This window comes from Streptomyces sp. L2 (assembly GCF_004124325.1).
GTDB lineage: Bacteria > Actinomycetota > Actinomycetes > Streptomycetales > Streptomycetaceae > Streptomyces.
On sequence record NZ_QBDT01000001.1, the window covers coordinates 5,083,356 to 5,100,522 of the forward strand.

At 73.9% G+C, this 17,167-nt stretch carries 11 protein-coding genes, 1 tRNA gene and 1 pseudogene; 7 read left to right on the forward strand and 6 right to left on the reverse strand.

Going from position 1 to position 17,167, the window contains the following annotated elements:
• Positions 1–246: 246 nt before the first annotated feature.
• Positions 247–1,335, forward strand: a complete 1,089-nt coding sequence (locus DBP14_RS22720) for an LLM class flavin-dependent oxidoreductase (RefSeq protein WP_129308994.1) — start codon at positions 247–249, stop codon at positions 1,333–1,335.
• On the opposite strand, the gene DBP14_RS22725 is transcribed toward DBP14_RS22720, so the two are convergent.
• Entirely contained in the window at positions 1,314–3,119 is a 1,806-nt protein-coding gene (locus DBP14_RS22725) for an EAL domain-containing protein (protein ID WP_129308995.1), read from the reverse strand. The genes DBP14_RS22720 and DBP14_RS22725 overlap by 22 nt on opposite strands.
• A 327-nt stretch (positions 3,120–3,446) precedes the next feature.
• On the opposite strand from DBP14_RS22725, the gene DBP14_RS22730 reads away from it, so the two are divergent.
• Positions 3,447–4,706, forward strand: a complete 1,260-nt coding sequence (locus DBP14_RS22730; protein ID WP_241741007.1) for a M6 family metalloprotease domain-containing protein — start codon at positions 3,447–3,449, stop codon at positions 4,704–4,706.
• A gap of 564 nt (positions 4,707–5,270) precedes the next feature.
• Here the strand turns inward: DBP14_RS22730 and DBP14_RS22735 are convergent.
• The 4 genes from DBP14_RS22735 to DBP14_RS22750 form a co-directional block, all read right to left on the reverse strand.
• Positions 5,271–5,344 (reverse strand) — tRNA-Lys (locus tag DBP14_RS22735).
• Positions 5,335–5,925, reverse strand: a complete 591-nt coding sequence (locus DBP14_RS22740) for a bifunctional DNA primase/polymerase (RefSeq protein ID WP_129308997.1) — start codon at positions 5,923–5,925, stop codon at positions 5,335–5,337. Before DBP14_RS22740 ends, DBP14_RS22735 begins: the two co-directional genes overlap by 10 nt.
• A gap of 171 nt (positions 5,926–6,096) precedes the next feature.
• Complete coding sequence (locus tag DBP14_RS22745) at positions 6,097–6,459, reverse strand: hypothetical protein (RefSeq protein ID WP_129308998.1); 363 nt, start codon at positions 6,457–6,459, stop codon at positions 6,097–6,099.
• 179 nt (positions 6,460–6,638) lie between these two features.
• Positions 6,639–7,235, reverse strand: a complete 597-nt coding sequence (locus tag DBP14_RS22750) for a histidine phosphatase family protein (RefSeq protein ID WP_129308999.1) — start codon at positions 7,233–7,235, stop codon at positions 6,639–6,641.
• Positions 7,236–7,471: 236 nt separating this feature from the next.
• Between DBP14_RS22750 and DBP14_RS22755 the strand changes: the two genes are divergently transcribed.
• The 4 genes and pseudogenes from DBP14_RS22755 to DBP14_RS22770 all read left to right on the forward strand — a co-directional run bounded on the left by DBP14_RS22755 (position 7,472) and on the right by DBP14_RS22770 (position 12,786).
• A complete protein-coding gene (locus tag DBP14_RS22755) occupies positions 7,472–8,506 on the forward strand; it encodes a phosphatase PAP2 family protein (protein WP_129309000.1) in 1,035 nt (344 codons plus the stop codon).
• Positions 8,439–9,569: pseudogene (locus DBP14_RS22760) on the forward strand (hypothetical protein); the annotation flags it as partial. The gene DBP14_RS22755 and the pseudogene DBP14_RS22760, both read left to right, overlap by 68 nt.
• A gap of 284 nt (positions 9,570–9,853) precedes the next feature.
• Positions 9,854–11,452 carry a hypothetical protein gene (locus tag DBP14_RS22765; RefSeq protein WP_129309001.1) on the forward strand — a complete coding sequence of 533 codons (1,599 nt, stop codon included), beginning with the start codon at positions 9,854–9,856 and terminating at the stop codon, positions 11,450–11,452.
• Entirely contained in the window at positions 11,449–12,786 is a 1,338-nt protein-coding gene (locus DBP14_RS22770; RefSeq protein ID WP_129309002.1) for an AAA family ATPase, read from the forward strand. Before DBP14_RS22765 ends, DBP14_RS22770 begins: the two co-directional genes overlap by 4 nt.
• A gap of 441 nt (positions 12,787–13,227) precedes the next feature.
• Here DBP14_RS22770 and DBP14_RS22775 read toward each other — a convergent pair whose 3' ends face one another.
• On the reverse strand, positions 13,228–16,044 hold the full coding sequence (locus DBP14_RS22775) for an AAA family ATPase (RefSeq protein ID WP_129312026.1): 2,817 nt from the start codon (positions 16,042–16,044) through the stop codon (positions 13,228–13,230).
• Between the two features lie 341 nt (positions 16,045–16,385).
• Here DBP14_RS22775 and DBP14_RS22780 point away from each other — a divergent pair, with 341 nt between their 5' ends.
• Positions 16,386–17,051, forward strand: coding sequence for a LuxR C-terminal-related transcriptional regulator (locus tag DBP14_RS22780; protein WP_129309003.1), 666 nt, complete (start codon positions 16,386–16,388; stop codon positions 17,049–17,051).
• Positions 17,052–17,167: the final 116 nt, after the last annotated feature.

A 17,167-nucleotide genomic window follows, 5' to 3' on the forward strand; every position in this document is an offset into this window, starting at 1 on the left:
GCCAGGAGGTGTCCTGACGGCCTTCTGCCCCCGGCGAGATGCCTGACGCGACGCCCCCGCGCTTCCTGTCCGGACCAGGGTGGGTGTTCGGCCGTGTGAACGAAGAGGCAGCCAATGTCCGGCCGGGCCGGTTCCTGGGCGGCGCGTGGATGGGCTCGGTGGAGGCGCCGGGCACCGGAATACGGCGGGCGTTTTCCCTGTTGAGCGAGGGCAGGAACGTTTCGGCTGGAGCAGGAGGCCCGTACCGTGGCGGTTGAGGAGATACGCGGAGTCGTGCGGGGCACCGCGCCCGTGCCGTTGTCCGTGCTGGATCTGGTGACCGTCGGCGCCGGGAGCACCGCGTCGGACGCGCTGCGGACCAGCGTGGCGCTGGCCCGGCGGGCGGAGGCGCGTGGGTTCCACCGGTACTGGGTGGCCGAGCACCACTCGATGCCGGGCGTGGCCTCCTCCTCGCCGGCCGTGATCCTCGCCCACCTCGCCGCCCACACCGACCGCATCCGGCTCGGCTCGGGCGGGGTCATGCTGCCCAACCACGCGCCGCTGGTGATCGCCGAGCAGTTCGGGACGCTGGAGGCGATGGCGCCCGGGCGGATCGACCTCGGGCTCGGGCGGGCGCCCGGGACCGACGGGGCGACGGCCGCCGCGCTGCGCCGTACCGACAGGCTCCCCGACGGGGCCGACGACTTTCCGGAGCAGCTCGCCGAGCTGACCAGGTTCCTGGACGACGACTTCCCCGACGGGCACCCCTACGGGCGGATCCATGCCATCCCCGGCCCGGTGCAGGGCAGCAGCCCCGGCGGCGTGCAGTCGCCGCACCGCCCGCCGGTCTGGCTGCTCGGCTCCTCCGGGTTCAGCGCCCGGCTGGCCGGTCTGCTGGGCCTGCCCTTCGCCTTCGCGCACCACTTCTCCGCGCAGAACACCATCCCGGCCCTCGACCTCTACCGGGAGACCTTCCGGCCCTCCACGGTGCTCGACGAGCCGTACGCCCTCATCGGCGTCTCCGCGCTCGCCACGGACGACGAGCGCGAGGCCCGGCGCCAGGTGCGGGCCGCGGCGCTGAACATGATCCGGCTGCGCACCGGCCGGCCCGGCCTCTTCCCCGACCCGGAGGAGGCGGAGCGCTACGAACTCAGCCCCATGGAGGAGGAGTTCACCGCCTCCTGGACCAATAACATCGTGCACGGCACCGCCGACGAGGTCCGCAGCGGCCTGGACGACCTGCACAAGCGCACCGGCGCCGACGAGTTGATGCTCACCTCGCACGCCCACCGGGGCGAGCTGCGCCTGCGCTCCTACGAACTCATCGCCGACGCCTACGGCTTGCCCACCGCGTAGGCCTCCACCAGCAGCTCGGAGATACGATCCGGCGGCACCGGACGGGAGTACAGCCAGCCCTGCCCGGTGTCGCAGCCGATCCGCCGCAGCCGGGTGGCCTGCGCCGAGGTCTCCACGCACTCGGCGGTGACGGTCAGCCCCAGCCGGTGGGCGAGCTGGATCATCGCCTCGACGATCACCTCGTCGGCCGGGTTGGGCGTGATCTCCGGGCTCTTGTCTGCCTCGTACTGGAAGCCCCGGACGAACGACCCGTCGAGCTTCAGTGCCGACACCGGCAGCCTGCTGAGGTAGGCGAGGTTCGAGTAGCCGGTGCCGAAGTCGTCGATGGCGATGCGGACACCCATGTCGCTGAGGGCCTGGAGGGCCTGGATGGGGCGGCCCGCCGAGCCCATCACCGCCGACTCGGTCAGCTCCAACTGGAGCAGATGCGGGGCCAGTCCGGTCTCCGCGAGGGTCTCCGCCACGTCCGCCACCAGGTCGGAGTCCCACACCTGCCGTACGGCGACGTTGACGCTGACGAAGATCGGCGGTCCGTCGGGGTTGTCCACCTGCCAGCGGCGGGCCTGCCGGCACGCGGTCACCAGCGCCCAGCGGCCGAGCTGGACGATCGAACCGTCCTCCTCCGCCAGTCCGATGAACCGATTCGGCGTCAGTGTGCCGAACTGAGGATGATTCCAGCGGACCAACGCCTCGACCCCGCTGAGCCGTCCGTCCTCCATGCCGACCAACGGCTGGTAGTCCAGGATGAATTCACCGCGCTCGATGGCGGGGCGCAGGGTGGAGGACAGTGCCTGGCGGGTCATGCGGTGCGCGTTGCGCTCGGGGTCGAACAGGGTCCAGCGGCCCTTGCCGTCGGCCTTCGCCCAGTACAGCGTCGTGTCGGCGGCCTGCATCAGACCGGTCGCCGTCGTGCCCGCCGCGTGCCGCTCGACGACCCCGATCGACGCCGTCAACGACAGCCGCTGACCGGCCAGTTCGAAGGGGTCCTCCAGGGCCTTCAGCGCGGACTCGGCGAGGTCGGAGAGCTGCTCGGTGCCGGTGGAGTCCTCAACGAGCAGCGCGAACTCGTCGCCGCCGAGCCGGGCCACCAGGGGTGTGCCGGAGCGGGCGTACCCGGCCTCGTCGGCGACCCGGGTCAGCCGCTCGGCGACGGCGGCCAGCAGCCGGTCGCCCACCCGGTGCCCGAGGGTGTCGTTGACGGCCTTGAACCCGTCCAGGTCCAGGTAGCACAGGCCGATCCGGCCGGTGCCGCTGCGCTCGTACGACTCCGCCTCCAGCGCGGCCGTCAGCCGCTCGAAGAACAGCGTCCGGTTGGGCAGCCGGGTCACCGGGTCGTGCATCTGCAAGTGCCGCAGCCGGGCCTGGAGTTCGCGGCGGGCGCTGATGTCGGCCGCCGACACCAGCACCCCGGGCGCGCCGTCGGCCAGTGGGGTGACCGTGACCTGCACCCACACCGAGTGGCCCTCGGGATGCTTCAGCCGGCGCGTGCAGCGCAGCTTCGCCTGCCGGCCGCGCAGCACCTCGCGGTACGAGTGCCAGGTACGGGCGTCCGAGGCGAGGTCGACCAGGTCGGCGGCGACCTGTCCGGCCAGTGTCTCGGAGCCGGTGCCGAGCAGCTCGCCGAGGGCGGCGTTGGCGCCGACGACCAGGCCCTCACGGTCGACGACGGCCATGGCGAGCGGGGAGGCCGCGAAGCCACGGTGATAGGTGATGTGGTCACTGTCTGTGACGGCTGACCGGTCGAGGTCTGCCGCGGGCGTCGGCCCTTCGGACGTTGCGCTCACCGCTCGCTCCCGCAGTGCACTCGATCTCTGTCCGTGCCGGAAAGTGTGCCGATCATAGAGGCTGGCCCCCCGCCCTTCCAGCCGTATGGCCGGTGTCCCGGACCGTACGGCCACTCTGGCAGATCGTTTCTGCCCACGCCTGGACGGGTTCTTCAGGCCCTCGACCAGTTGTGACGTTCCGTGAGTGTTTCGGGGTGTCGCCCGTCGAGACACGTCGTCGCGCAAATGGGCGTACTCACCCTTCTGGTTCAGGCAAACAAGGCAAACAGCACAAAATTCACACAGGCTGGGGGCGGTGTCCCGCGAACCGCATCCGGAGGTCCTTCCGTGCCGCGTCCCCAGCTGCGCAGCACCGCCGCCGTGTTCACCACGCTGTCGGCGATCGCCGCGACCTCGATCCTGAGCGGTCAGTCGGTCGCCGAACCCTTCTCCACGGCACCCTGCGCCCTGCACCGGACCGCGGCCCACCACTCGGAGGGCGTGGACACCTGGAACGCCGCCTACGCCCGCCCGCGCGGCGCGGTCGACGCCGTCATGATCTTCCTGTCGTTCCCGGACAACACCCCGAGCACCACCCCCACCGAGCTGACCGCCGACCACTTCCCGGCCACGAGCCGCTTCTTCGAACGCGCCTCCTACGGCAGGTTCACCCTGCGCGTGCACCCGCTGAAGCGCTGGCTGCGCATGCCGCGCCCGTCGTCGGCGTACGCCATAAGACGTGACTGGAGCGCCCCCGACCGGGCCGCCTACCTGCGCGACGCGTTCGCCGCGGCCGACCCGGACGTCGACTTCTCCCGCTACGACGTCGTGTACTTCGTCGCCGACCCGGACGCGCCCGGCGTGGACTCGGACGCCACGAAGGTCGTCAACCTCGACACCCCGGTGCACCTGGACGGCACGGACGTCCGCCGGGTCGTCACCGTGTTCGAGAAGCATCCCCCGGACCGCCTGGTCCTCGCCCACGAGACCGGCCACGTCTTCGACCTGCCCGACCTCTACCACCGCCCGGTCGACGGCAAGGGCGACTGGGACACCTACGTCGGCGACTGGGACCTGATGGGCAGCCAGTTCGGTCTCTCCCCGGACCTGTTCGCCTGGCACAAGTGGCGCCTCGGCTGGCTGGATCCCCGGCAGGTGGTGTGCGTCCGGGGCGACGGGACGACCCGGCTCACCCTGGAGCCCCTGGAGGCCGGCCCGGACACCCCGACCCAGGGCCTGGCGGGCGCCCCGGCGTTCGGCCTCGGCCACGGCACCAAGCTGGCGGTCGTGCGCACCGGCCCGGACAGCGTCCTCGCCTTCGAGGCGCGCGACTCCGCGGGCAACGACCGGTCGGGCTGCCGGGAGGGCATCCTCGTCTACCGCGTCCGCGGCGCCGCCGAGTCGGGCGGCGGCCCGGTGGAGGTGATCGACGCCCACCCGCACACCGAGGCCTGCTGGGAGACCTCGGTCTACCCCCCACTGGCCGACGCCCCGGTCTCCCTCGGCGAGAGCTTCACCGTCCCCGGCGACGGCGTCAAGATCGAGGTGGAGGGCCGCACGGCCTCCGGCGCCTGGACGGTAGCGATCACCCCGACCCTGAAGGACTGATCCGCCGGCTCTGAAGACCGACGCCGACGACTGACGGCCGACGACCCACGTCCGACGGCCACGGGAAGCCCCGCGCCGAGCTGGCAACCATGCCAGAGGCCCCCACTGAGGCGCCGCACCATGACGATGGCCGACGGCCACGCGAGCTTCAAGCCGAGCGGGCGACCCCATGCCAGCAAGCGTGTGAAAGGGGCCCGCTGAGTTCCCGCACCATGACGATGGCCGACGGCCACGCGAGCTTCAAGCCGAGCGGGCGACCCCATGCCGGCAACCGTGTGAAAGGGGCCCGCTGAGTTCCCGCACCATGACGATGGCCGACGGCCACGCGAGCCCCAAGCCGAGCGGGCAACCCCATGCGGGCAGCTGTGTGAAGAGGCACCGCTGAGGCGCCGCACCATGACGACGGCCGCACCCCCGCCGCACTTCCCAGCCGGCGTCCACTGAACCCACGTGAAAGGGGGGTGTGGGTGGCGAAGCCCCCACAACGCGCGGCGAAGCCGCGCAAAAACAGAGATGGCGAGACCGGTTCGCGCATTCCGCGAACATGCCTCGCCATCGCCATCGTGCGCCGCCAGGGACTCGAACCCCGGACCCGCTGATTAAGAGTCAGCTGCTCTAACCAACTGAGCTAGCGGCGCCTGCTGACGTCGTAGACCTTAGCATCATGGTCGGCGGCAGGAAAAATCGATATCCGCACCGCCGAGCGGGCCGCCCGGACGGCCGCCCAGAGCAGGATCTCGGGGCCGGGGAGCCAGGGGTGCCGGGTGTCGGGGGCGACCAGCCAGCGGGAATGCGCGGGGGTGCCGGTCCCGGCGCCGTACAGCGCGGGGACGGTCACCGCGTCGCCGGTGCCGTGGCACAGCAGCGGCGGTACGCCCTCCGTGCGGCTGTCGGCGCGGTTCGTCCCCCACTCCTCCCAGTCCAGCAGCGAGGGCAGCCGCTGGGCCGTGCCCGGGGCGGCGAAGAGCAGCACGCGGCCCCGGTGCACCGCGACCGGCCCGGAGCCGGGCCCCTCGTCCCATAACCGGTCCAGCATGCGGCGGCCGAAGATCGCGGGGGCGTTGACCACGTCGAAGGCGGACCCGCACGGCAGGACCAGCGGGGCCTCGGGCCGCTCCTCCCAGAGGGCGAGCGTGCTGCGCGGGTACGCGCCCGCCGAGGCCAGCCAGGCGGCGCCGTCCGAGGTGACCGAGGTGACGTTCCAGGTGCTGCTGCTCATGCCACCTAGATGTACCCGCGGTGAACGAACGGTTCTGCTGAGTTGCCGAAAACCGGGACAGGGGAGGGCGGGAGGAGTATCTTGCCCACCTGGCATATGCCGCCTGAACGAACCGAAGCGAATCGAATCGCACCGGTCCGGCCCGGCCGGCCTGACCCGGCCCGGTCCGGGTCAGAGCGACTCGGGCCCCTCCGCGTGCGCACCACGCAGCAGGTCCCGCCCGAACTCGACCATCCTCTTCGCGTAGTCCTCGGTCCACTCCGCGCGCGCGGCGATGTCCGCCGCCGTCAGCCGGTCGAACCGGCGCGGATCGGCGAGCTGGGCCGCGGCCACGGCCTGGAACTCCACGGCACGGTCGGCGGCCGCACGGAACGCCTGCGCCAGCTCCGTCGCCCGCGTGAGCAGCTCCCGCGGATCCTCTACCGACTCCAGGTCGAAGAAGTGCTCCGGATCGCCGGCCGCCTCCGCGGGCTCGAAGAGCAGGGGCGCGGGGCGTAGCCGCGGGTCGTTCCGACGCGGCGTGGGCTCCGCCATGTCTGGTCTCCTCCTCGTCCGGTCCGACGGCACCACCGTCGGGTGGGCCACCCCCCATTGTCCCGCGTGGGCGCAAGAGGGCCCTCGGGGAAAGCCCGGACCCTCATGCCCGGGGCGTCCTCATGCTCATGCCCGAGGCGTCCTCATGCCCGAGGCGTCCCGGCTCCGCCGTGGGACGGCTATCCGGCGAGGTGCCCCACGTCGTTCCAGTTCTCGATCGCGGGCTCGCCGTAGGCCCAGCCCAGGACCGAGACGGACGTCGGGTTGAGCCGCAGTCGCGCGCCGAAGCCGACGGGGAAGCCCAGCCAGCGGGCGCCGATCGAGCGCAGGATGTGGCCGTGGGCGAAGACGAGGACGTCACGGTCGGCGGAGCGGGCCCAGGCGACCACCTCGTCCGCGCGGGCGGAGATCTCGGCGAGGCTCTCGCCCTCGGGGGCGCCGTCGCGCCACAGCAGCCAGCCGGGCCGTACCGCCTGGATCTCGGCCGGCGTCAGACCCTCGTGCGCGCCGTAGTCGCACTCCATCAGGGTGTCCCAGGTGGACGCGCGGTCGCCGAAGCCGGCCAGGTCGCACGTCTCACGCGCGCGTGCCAGCGGGCTGGTGCGCACCTCCACCCCGGGCAGCCCGTCGAACGGGGCCCGGTGCAGCCGCTCGCCGAGCAGCTTGGCGCCGTGCCGGCCCTCCTCCAGGAGCGGTATGTCGGTCCTGCCGGTGTGCTTTCCGGCCAGGGACCACTCGGTCTGTCCGTGCCGGGCCAGCAGGATGCGCGGTGCCATGAGAGACCTTTCGGGGCAAAAAACGGGACCCTGCCATCATCGCTCACCCCTGGCTGACCCCCCGCTCGCCCTTGGCTGACGCCCGGCTCACCCCTTGCTCGGCTGTGCGGGCAACCCGGTGGGCGGTGCCGGCGTCTTTGAGGGCTGGAGTGCCCGCGCGGGTCGATCCGTGGACCCCGTAAGGTGGCACGGTCGCCCGGCCGGGCGCCGCGAAGCAGAAGGGGGAGGGCGATCGGATGCCGCAGACCGAGACACCGGGCACCGAGGTGGTCCCGCGAACCCGGCTGCGCTGGTGGACGGAACTGCCGCTGATCCTCCTGGTCTACGGCTGCTACGAGGCCGGCCGGCTGCTCGTCCGCGGTGACGTCGCCTCCGCCGTCGACCACGGCCTGGCGATCCTGCGCATCGAGAAGGTGCTGCACCTCAACGCCGAGCACCCGCTGAACCGGCTGTTCACCCGGGAGGCGTGGCTCGGCGTACCGGCCGACTTCTGGTACGGCTCGCTGCACTACGTGATCACGCCCGCCGTGCTGATCTGGCTGTTCCGGTCCCGTGCCGAGATCTACCGGGTGGCCCGCACCTGGCTGATGACGTCCACGATGATCGGCCTGATCGGCTTCACCCTGCTGCCCACCTGCCCGCCCCGGCTGCTCTCCCAGGGCCACGGCTTCGTCGACACCATGGCCCAGTACAGCTCGTACGGCTGGTGGGGCGCGGACGCCAGCGCCCCGCGGGGCATGGGCGGTATGACGAACCAGTACGCGGCCATGCCGAGCCTGCACGTCGGCTGGGCGCTGTGGTGCGGCGTCATGGTGTGGCGGCACTCGCGCACGCGCGCGGGGAAGGTCTTCGGCGTCGCCTACCCGCTGCTGACCGCGCTCGTCGTCATGGGCACCGCCAACCACTACCTCCTGGACGCGGTCGCGGGCGTCGCCGTGATGGGCGTCGGCCTGTTGCTCGCCCCGCACGTGGTGCGCGCGTTCGCCCTGCTGCAGGCCCGCGTCGGCCTCGGCGCGACCGGGGATGCGAGCGGCGACGCGACGGCCGACGTGACCGCGGACGCGGACGCGACCGCGGACGCGGACGCGACCGGACGCGCGGCGGAGCCGGTGGGCGCGGGCTCCCCGATTGTCAGTGGCGGATGCCAGACTTCCGCGGGTGAGCGAATTCCACGGCAGCGCGAGCAGCGCGAGCCGCGGCCCGGTGCCGCGGCCGAACCCGACGCCTCCGCCGCCGACGCGGGCGAAGGGGCTCCGGCAGCGGCTCGCTGAGCTGCGCGGCCCCGACGTACCGGCCAAGGCACTGGACGCGCGCGCCCTCGCGGCGCTCGCCGCCAACCCCGGCTGCCGCAGACGGGCGATCCTGGATGGCGCGGGGGTGGACAAGGCGGCGCTCGCCGGTGCGCTGGGCGCCCCCGCCGGCACCGGGCAGTCGCAGTTCGCGCTGATCCGGGGCAACACGTTCGAGGCACGCGTCAAGGCGGACGGCGGCGCGGAGCTGCTGCGCCTGGCCCACACGCGGCTCGACCCGGGCGCCGAACCGCCCGACGGAGCCGCCGCCGTACCCGACCTGACCGCGATCGGCCCCGAGGGGCGTACGGCCCGTACGGCGCTGGCGCTGCGGGAGGCCACCGGCGTGGGCGGCTGGACGCTGCTGGACCACCCGATGGTGGCGCTGGACGTGGCCGGCTCGCTCGCGTTCCTGGAACCGGACGCCGTGGTGGTGCACCCGGACGGCAGCTGGACCGTCGTGGAGATCAAGTCGTTCCCCATGCTGGACGGCTCCGCCGACCCGGCGAAGGTCGGCGCGGCGGCCCGCCAGTCCGCGGTGTACGTGCTGGCCCTGGAGGAGGTCGCCGCCCGCCTCGACCCCGCGCCGGTCGTCCGGCACCAGGTGCTGCTGGTGTGCCCGAAGGACTTCTCCAACCTGCCCACCGGCTCCGCCGTGGACGTCCGCAAGCAGCGCGCAGTCACCGCCCGCCAGCTGACCCGGCTCACCCGCATCGAGGAGATCGCCGACTCCCTGCCCGAGGGCGCCTGCTTCTCCCCGGCCCTGCCGGCCGAGGAACTGACGGCCGCGGTCGAGGCGGTTCCGGCGACCTACGCGCCCGAGTGCCTGTCCGCCTGCGAATTGGCCCTCCACTGCCGCGACCGCTGCGGCGCGGCCGGCGAGGTGACCCGCCTCGGCCGCCCCCTGCGCGCCGAACTGGGCGGCCTGACCACCGTCGACGAGGTCCTCGCAGCCGCCCACGGCGAAACCGGCGACCCCACGGACCCGACGGTCACCGCCCTACGCCGCGCGGCGGAACTCCGCACGGAGGCGCTGGCGCAGTCCGCCCGAGAACACGCCGGGTCCGAGTCCGAGGCCGGGTACGCGCGTGTGTCCGGGGAGGGGCGGGGGACCGGGTCCGTGCCCGCCCCCGACGGCCAGCGGGGCCGGACCCCCACCGTCTCGCCCGACCGCACACCGGCCGTCCCGCAGGGCCGGGCACCCGACGACCCGCATCGCCCCGCCTCCGCCGATCGGTCCGGGCTCACCTCCGGTGACGTCGATCGGTCGGATCCCCGTGCGGCGGTGACGGCGGCCGATACCGGGCCCGCCGACCCGAAGGGGGCGTCGTGTCTCTGATCGCCACCCTCGCCCGGCTGGAAGCCGTCCGCAGTGGGCGGGCGCAGGCCGTCGCGACCGTGCGGCATCGGCATCTGTCCGGGCGGCCGCTGGTGTTCGTGCCGTTGACCACGGCGGGTGAGGCCGGGGCACCGCTCGGTGCGCTGGTCGGCACCGACCGGGACGCGCCGCGTCTGCTGGTCGTGCCGCAGCCGCGCGACCGTGAGCTGCGGTTCGCGTTCCTCGCCGAACTGGCCGGCGTGATCCTGCCGTACATCGAGGACCACACCGCGTCCGTGGAGGCGGCCGAGCGCACCGAGACCGACCCGGAGACCGGCAAACGGGTGAAGGTCGAGGTCGAGCTGTGCGCGGACGCGGCCCAGCTGATCGTGCCCAGCCGCGCCGGCCTGGAGTTCGTACGGCTGCTCGGCCGGTCCATGCGGTTCCGGCGCACCGCCGAGCAGGACCCGGAGACGCCGTACCCGGCGCCGCCCCGCGTGCCGCTGCTCGGCCGCTGGCTGACCCACTACGGCGAGCGGGCCCGCGTGCCCGGCTCCTCGCTGCTGCTGGCCCTCACCGACGTGCTGTCCCGGCACTGGACGACCGGCCAGTCCAGCGTCGAGGACCAGCACCTCGGCGCCCTGCTCGCCTGGATCGACCCGCCGGAGGGCAGCACCGGCGCCGAGGCCGCACGGCAGGCGGAACTCGCGCGCGACCCGGCCGGGCAACTGCTGCTGCCGCCCGCCGGCCCGGCGACCGACCCGGCGTTCGACAACCGGCTGCTGGCCCCCGCCATCGAGCGCTACGACCAGGCCCGTACCGCGCTGGCCGCCGCCGAGGACGCCCTGGAGGCGGACGACCGGCTCGCCGCGCTCACCGGGGCCGAGCGGGAGATCCGCGCGCTGGTCGAGAGCCGCACCCGGCCCACCTGGGACGCGGTGTGGCGGGGCCTGGACCTGCTGCGGGAGCTGCCCGAGGGCGCGCACGCCGAGGAGCGCTGGACCCGCGACCGCTGGTCGTTCACCGGCCACCGCGACCGGGTCCTGGCCGGCGAGCCTCCGCAGCCGCGCCGGGACGACGCGGTGACGGCGGCGAACAAGCTGGCCACGCGCGAGCGGGAACAGGCCCGGCTGGACGCGCAGGAGGCGCTGGACGACCCGCTAGTGATGGCCGCGCGGCGGCTGGCCGGGGAGGCGTTCACCGGCGAGGTGACCGACGTCGTGATGGCGTACAGCGAGGGCAAGCGGCCCAGCCCGCGCCCGCTGGTGACCGTCCGCACGGACGACCGGCCGCATCTCGCCGAACGGGCGAAGGTGTACCGCGCGCTGGGCGGCAGACCGCAGACGGCGGAGTTCGTCGGGTACGAGGGCACCCCTGAGGAGGGCGTGCTGGTCCTGCGGATCACCGACAAGATGGGCCGGGGCAAGGAGCCCGAGCCGGGTTCGGTGCCGGAGAAGGGCGACCGGATCTGCTGCACGCTGTTCGAGCACGAGCAGCGCGGCGGCGCGAAACTGCCCGACCCGGAACAGACCCCGTGGACGCACGGCGGCCCGCCCGGCGAGGCCGCACCAGAGGCCGCGGACGCGGTCACCCAGGAGGACGTCCTGTGACGACCGTCGGCTTCGACCCCTCGGCCGCGGCGGCCCGCGCCACCGAGGCGATCCTCCACGACACCCTGCACGGCACCGACCGCGGCGTGGTCGTCGACTCCCCGCCGGGCGCCGGCAAGTCCACGCTGGTGGTGCGCGCGGCCCTGGAACTCGCCGACGCGGGCCGCCCGCTGATGGTGGTCGCGCAGACCAACGCGCAGGTCGACGACCTGGTCGTCCGGCTCGCCGAGAAGAACCCCGACCTGCCGGTGGGCCGCCTGCACAGCAGCGACGCCGACGCCTACGACAAGGCGCTCGACGACCTGCCGGGCGTTCGTACGTCCGCGAAGGCCGCCGACCTGAACGGCCTCCCGGTCGTCCTGTCCACCGCCGCGAAGTGGGCGCACGTCACGGTGGACGAGCCGTGGCGGCACGCGATCGTCGACGAGGCGTACCAGATGCGCTCGGACTCTTTGCTGGCCGTGGCGGGGCTGTTCGAGCGGGCGCTGTTCGTGGGCGACCCGGGCCAGCTGGACCCGTTCGCGATCGTCGGCAGCGAGCAGTGGGCGGGACTGTCGTACGACCCCTCGGCCTCGGCGGTGACGACGCTGCTGGCCCACAACCCGGCCCTGCCGCAGCACCGCCTCCCCGTCTCCTGGCGCCTGCCGGCCTCCGCCGCCCCCCTGGTCTCGGACGCCTTCTACCCGTTCACCCCGTTCCGCAGCGGCACCGGCCACGGCGACCGCCGCCTCGCCTTCGCCGTCCCCTCCGACGGCTCCGGCCCGGACCGGGTGATCGACGAGGCCGCGGAATCCGGCTGGGGCCTGCTGGAACTGCCCGCCCGCCACACCCCGCGCACGGACCCGGAGGCGGTGCGCGCGGTCGCGACGGTCGTACGGCGCCTGCTGGACCGCGGCGGCGCGGCCACCTCGGAACGCGCGCCGGACCCCGCCCCGCTGGCCGTCGACCGGATCGCCGTCGGCACGGCCCACCGGGACCAGGCGGCGGCCGTCCGCGCGGCGCTGACCGAACTGGGCGTCACGGACGTCACGGTCGACACCGCCAACCGCCTCCAGGGCCGCGAGTACGACGTCACGGTCGTCCTGCACCCGCTCTCCGGCCGCCCCGACGCCACCGCCTTCCACCTGGAGACCGGCCGCCTCTGCGTCCTGGCCTCCCGCCACCGCCACGCCTGCATCGTCGTCTGCCGAGCCGGCGTCACCGACCTCCTGGACGACTACCCCTCCACGGAACCCGTCCAGCTGGGCACCCTGGTCAAATTTCCGGATGGCTGGGAAGCGAACCACGCGGTGCTGGCGAGGCTGGGGGAGCACCGGGTGGTCTGGCGTCCCTGACCGTCGCTCCGTCACCCGCCCGGCGGGCGATCGGCGCAGCTCGGCCAATCCGCCGGACGGAGTCCGGCACGCCGCCGGAGGCGGCCGATGGTTACAGCCCCGGATGGCTGGGAAGCGAACCACGCGGTGCTGGCGAAACTGGGGGAGCACCGGGTGGTCTGGCGTCCCTGACCGTCGCTCCGTCACCCGCCCGGCGGGCGATCGGCGCAGCTCGGCCAATCCGCCGGACGGAGTCCGGCACGCCGCCGGAGGCGGCCGATGGTTACAGCCCCGGATGGCTGGGAAGCGAACCACGCGGTGCTGGCGAAACTGGGGGAGCACCGGGTGGTCTGGCGTCCCTGACCGCCACTTCGTCACCCGCCGGCGGGCGATCAGCGCAGGTCCGGCCAGTCCGCCGGACGGAGTCCGGCACGCCGGCGGAGGCGGCCGATGGTTACAGCCTCAGTCCTCGCTCTTCAGGGCCCCCTTCAGCTCTCCCCTTCGGCGTATCCCCAGCTTTCGGTAGGTGCTGGTCAGGTGGGTTTCCACGGTGCGGCGGGCCAAATGGAGCAGGTCTGCTATCTCCGGGTTCGTATGGCCCTCCGCCGCCAGTTCCGCTATGCGGCGTTCGCTGCCCGTGAGGGCGCCCGAGCCCGTGCGGTCCGTTGCCGGGCGGCGGGCGCCGCCCTCGCGCAGGGCCCGTTCGGCCTGGCCGCGCAGGTGGAGGGCGCCCGCGCGTTCGGCGTGTTCCGCCGCCTCGCGCAGGCAGTCGCGGGCCCTGGACCGTTCGCCCGCCGCCGTGAGGGACCGGCCCTGCCGGATCAGGGCCCGGGACAGCTCCGTGGGGGACGGCGCCCCCCGGAGCAGCTCGGTCGCCTCCGCCGCCAGATCCAGGCCCCTGCGGCCCCCCGTCGCGGCCGCCACCACCGACAGCGCGCGGCCCACCGTTCTCGGGGTGTTCCAGATCCTGGCCAGGCGCAGTTCCTCCGCTGCCAGCGTCAGCGCCTCGCGAGGGCTGCCCAGGGCCAGGCGGCACTCCGCCGCCGCCGTGCGCCACGGGGTGACCACCGGGCTGACCACGTCCCTGGACGACTGGCGGCGGCCGCACTCCAGGAAGTCGTGCAGGGCGGCCGCCGGGTCGCCCGACGCGGCCCGGAGGGTGCCCCGGGCGTACAGGAACCGGTTGAACTCCCAGTTGTCCGGGGCCTCGCGGGGATCCAGGGCATCCGCCAGCCGGCGGGCCTCCGCGACGCGGCCCGTGTGGACCAGCGCCGTCAGTGCGTGGGCGTGCCGGTTGCCCGGGACCGTGCCGGGGGGCGGGCTCCGCCACACCCCGGGGTCGGCCAGCGCGGCCTCGTGGTCGTCGCGGGCCGCCGCTATGTCGCCCCGGGTGTTCAGCAGGGCCCGGCGCATGGGGTGCAGGACCGCGGGACGCAGACCCGTCAGACCCCGGTTCACCAGACGGTCCGCCTCGTCCAGCTCGTCCGCCCACTGGGCTATCGCCGCCGCCGTGCCCACCAGGAAGGGATCCGACAGGGGGTCCGCCGGTTCGGCCAGCAGCACGCGGACCTGGCGCATCGCCTCCTCCGCCGACGTCAGGCCGCCCGTCGCCGCGTGGCGCACCAGGAGCGACTGGCCCGCCGCGCCCAGGAGTTCGGGGGAGTGCGCGGCGGTGTCGGCCGTCAGCCGGTACACCTCGCGCCGTACCGCCTGGTCCTCCTCGGACAGCATCGCGGAAGCCGTCCTGAGCGTGCGCAACAGGTCCGGCTGGCCGTTCAGCTGGCCGCCGACCTCACGCAGCACGTGCACCGCAGACCGGGCCTTGCCGCGTCCCGCGAGCGCCGTGCCCAGGGCCATGGCCGCCCGGACCCGGTCGTGCGGTTCCGCCGCCAGGCGCACGGCCTCCGACAGGCGGGGGAGGCCCGCGGGTGAGCCCTGCAACGTGTGTTCCAGGGAGCCCAATTCGGTCAGCAGGCGCTGCCGGTGGGGCTCGGGCAGGGGCTCGGCCAGGGCCCGGCGCAGATAGGTCACGGCGTCGTCGGTCCGGGCGTCCCCGACGGCCAGTTCCGCCGCGTCCCGGAGGACGGCGAAGGCCCACGAGGGTGCCGTCTCCTCGGCTGTGCCGTCGGCCGCCAGGAGCCTGCGGGCCACAGACTCCGTGGGCGCGCCGCGCTGCAGCATGGCGCGGGCCGCCGCCCGGTGCGCGGCGCTCCGCCGAGCCGTCGGCACGCCGGTGAGGATCGCGTCCCGCAGCAGGCGGTGGGCGTAGTGCGGGCGGCCCGCGCGGTCCCGGCGCAGCAGGCCGAAGCCGGTCATGGCGGTCAGCCAGCCGCTCACCCGGGCCGGGTCCGTGCCGGTCAGCTCTCCCAGCAGACCGGGCAGTCCGGCGGCGTGACAGTGCGGGGCGAGGGCGCCGTCGTACGGGGACAGCCCCGCCGCGCGGGCGTCCAGGCCCTCGTCCAGGATGGCCAGGATGCGCGCGACCTCGGTCGTGGCCGGGCCCGCGCTGTCCAGCCACCACGAGACGGCCGCCGGGTACGCCCCCGGGTACAGCGCGGCGGACGCCTCCGGCACCCGCTCCGGTGCGGACGTCTGGCGGCCGTCGGCACCGAGGTCGTCGAGCAACGCGCGGATCAGCAGAGGATTGTTGGCTCCCGCCCGTACACAACCGGCCAGCACGTCGGCTACGGTTCCGTCCGGAAGCGCCGAACGCACCAGTTCCTCGGCGGCGTTCGTGCTCAGCGGAGACAGGGTGTGCGTGTGCACGAGGGCCGGAGACAGGGTGTGCGCGAAGCCCGTCGCGGGCGGATCTATGTCGTACTGGCTGCGTTCGGTGACCGCGATGAGCAGCGGCAGCGTCAGTCCGCCCACGTGGCGCGCCGATTCCACCAGCCAGCGGTGCGACGGCGCGTCGGCCAGGTGCACGTCGTCCACGGCGACGAGGAGCGGCGCCTCGGCGGCGTACGACCGCAGGGTCTGCCACAGTTCCTCGCCACGGGCCCGCTCGTCACCCTCCCCGAGCGCGGGCGCGGGCGGGGACCCCGGCACGGAACCGAGGAGCTGGAGCACCGTACCGAAGGGCACCCCAGCGTTCTCCGCGAAGCAGCGGGCCCGCAGCACGCGCATGCCACGCGCCGCGGCGTCCTCGGCGGCGGCCTCCAGGACCGTGGTGCGGCCGGTGCCGGTCGCACCGCGGACGAGGACGACCCGGCCGGAGCCGGCCCGCGCCCGCTCCGCCTGCTCGGCCAGCAGGGCGAGCGCCTCCCGGTGTTCGGGCATCGGCTCGACGGGGGGCATTACAACGCCTAACGGTCCGGACATCGCAGCCTCCTTTCACGGACGTGACTCCTCGCAGTGCAGGACGGTCCCCACCGGGATGTGGTTGGCGTGACGAGTCCCACGAGGCTCGATCGCGTCGCCGGCACCACGTCGCCGCCGGCTCTGCCCCGGCGGGCACCCGCCCCGCGATGACGCTCCCGTCGTGGTCGCGGCCGCCCGATCTCGTGGTCCCTCTCGTGGTGCTCCACGATTGCGCGCCGCGCTCTTCCCCGGGGAGGGTGGATCAGGCACACACGCCACCCGGCCAGGTGGCGCGCGCGTGAAGGACATGGGGGAGACGGTTGCTCGGCACACACCGCACCACAGGCACCGGAACGGTCCCGGCGGAGCGGATACCGGTGGTGGTGCACGCCCCGGACCCGATCTCCCGGGAGGGCGCGCTCAGCCAGTTGCGCAGACACCCGGAGATCGATCTGCGCCAGGACGAGGACGGCGGACCCGGCACGGTCGCGCTCCTCATCAGCGACGCGCTCGACGAACCCGCGCTGACCCGGCTGCGCCGCGTCGTGCGCAGCGAGGGCGGCCGGGCCGTCCTCGTCGTGGCCGCGCTGCGCGAGACCGAACTGCTCGAAGTGATCGAGTGCGGGGTCGGTGCCATCGTGTGGCGCCACGAGGCCACCGGCCACCGTCTGGTGCAGGCCGTGCTCGCCGCCGCCCGCGGTGACGGGGACCTGCCCTCCGACCTGCTCGGCCGGCTCATCAGCCAGGTGGGAACGCTGCACCGCAGTGCGGCCGGCCGCCCCGGCGGACCGTCCTCGGGCCTCGGGCCGCGCGAGGTGGACGTGCTGCGTCTGGTGGCCGAGGGTCTCGACACCGGGGAGATCGCAAGCAAACTGTCCTACTCCGAACGCACAGTCAAGAACGTCATGCACGGGCTGACCACACGGCTGCGTCTTCGCAACCGCGCACATGCCGTGGCCCATGCCCTCAGAGAAGGCTACATCTGACCGAACGGGCACTTGAACAGCACCTATGGGCCAACACGCCTGCCCCGCCGTGCCTGGCGCGGCAGGGTGGAGTGAACGGCAGGATGGACACACGACCGGCCCATCGATGACGGCCG

Coding starts and splice junctions, on each gene's coding strand:
- DBP14_RS22740 (WP_129308997.1), bottom strand. CDS start 5,925: ATGAGCAGCAGCACCTGGAACGTCACCTCGGTCACCTCGGACGGCGCC.
- DBP14_RS22745 (WP_129308998.1), bottom strand. CDS start 6,459: ATGGCGGAGCCCACGCCGCGTCGGAACGACCCGCGGCTACGCCCCGCG.
- DBP14_RS22750 (WP_129308999.1), bottom strand. CDS start 7,235: ATGGCACCGCGCATCCTGCTGGCCCGGCACGGACAGACCGAGTGGTCC.
- DBP14_RS22755 (WP_129309000.1), top strand. CDS start 7,472: ATGCCGCAGACCGAGACACCGGGCACCGAGGTGGTCCCGCGAACCCGG.
- DBP14_RS22775 (WP_129312026.1), bottom strand. CDS start 16,044: ATGCCCGAACACCGGGAGGCGCTCGCCCTGCTGGCCGAGCAGGCGGAG.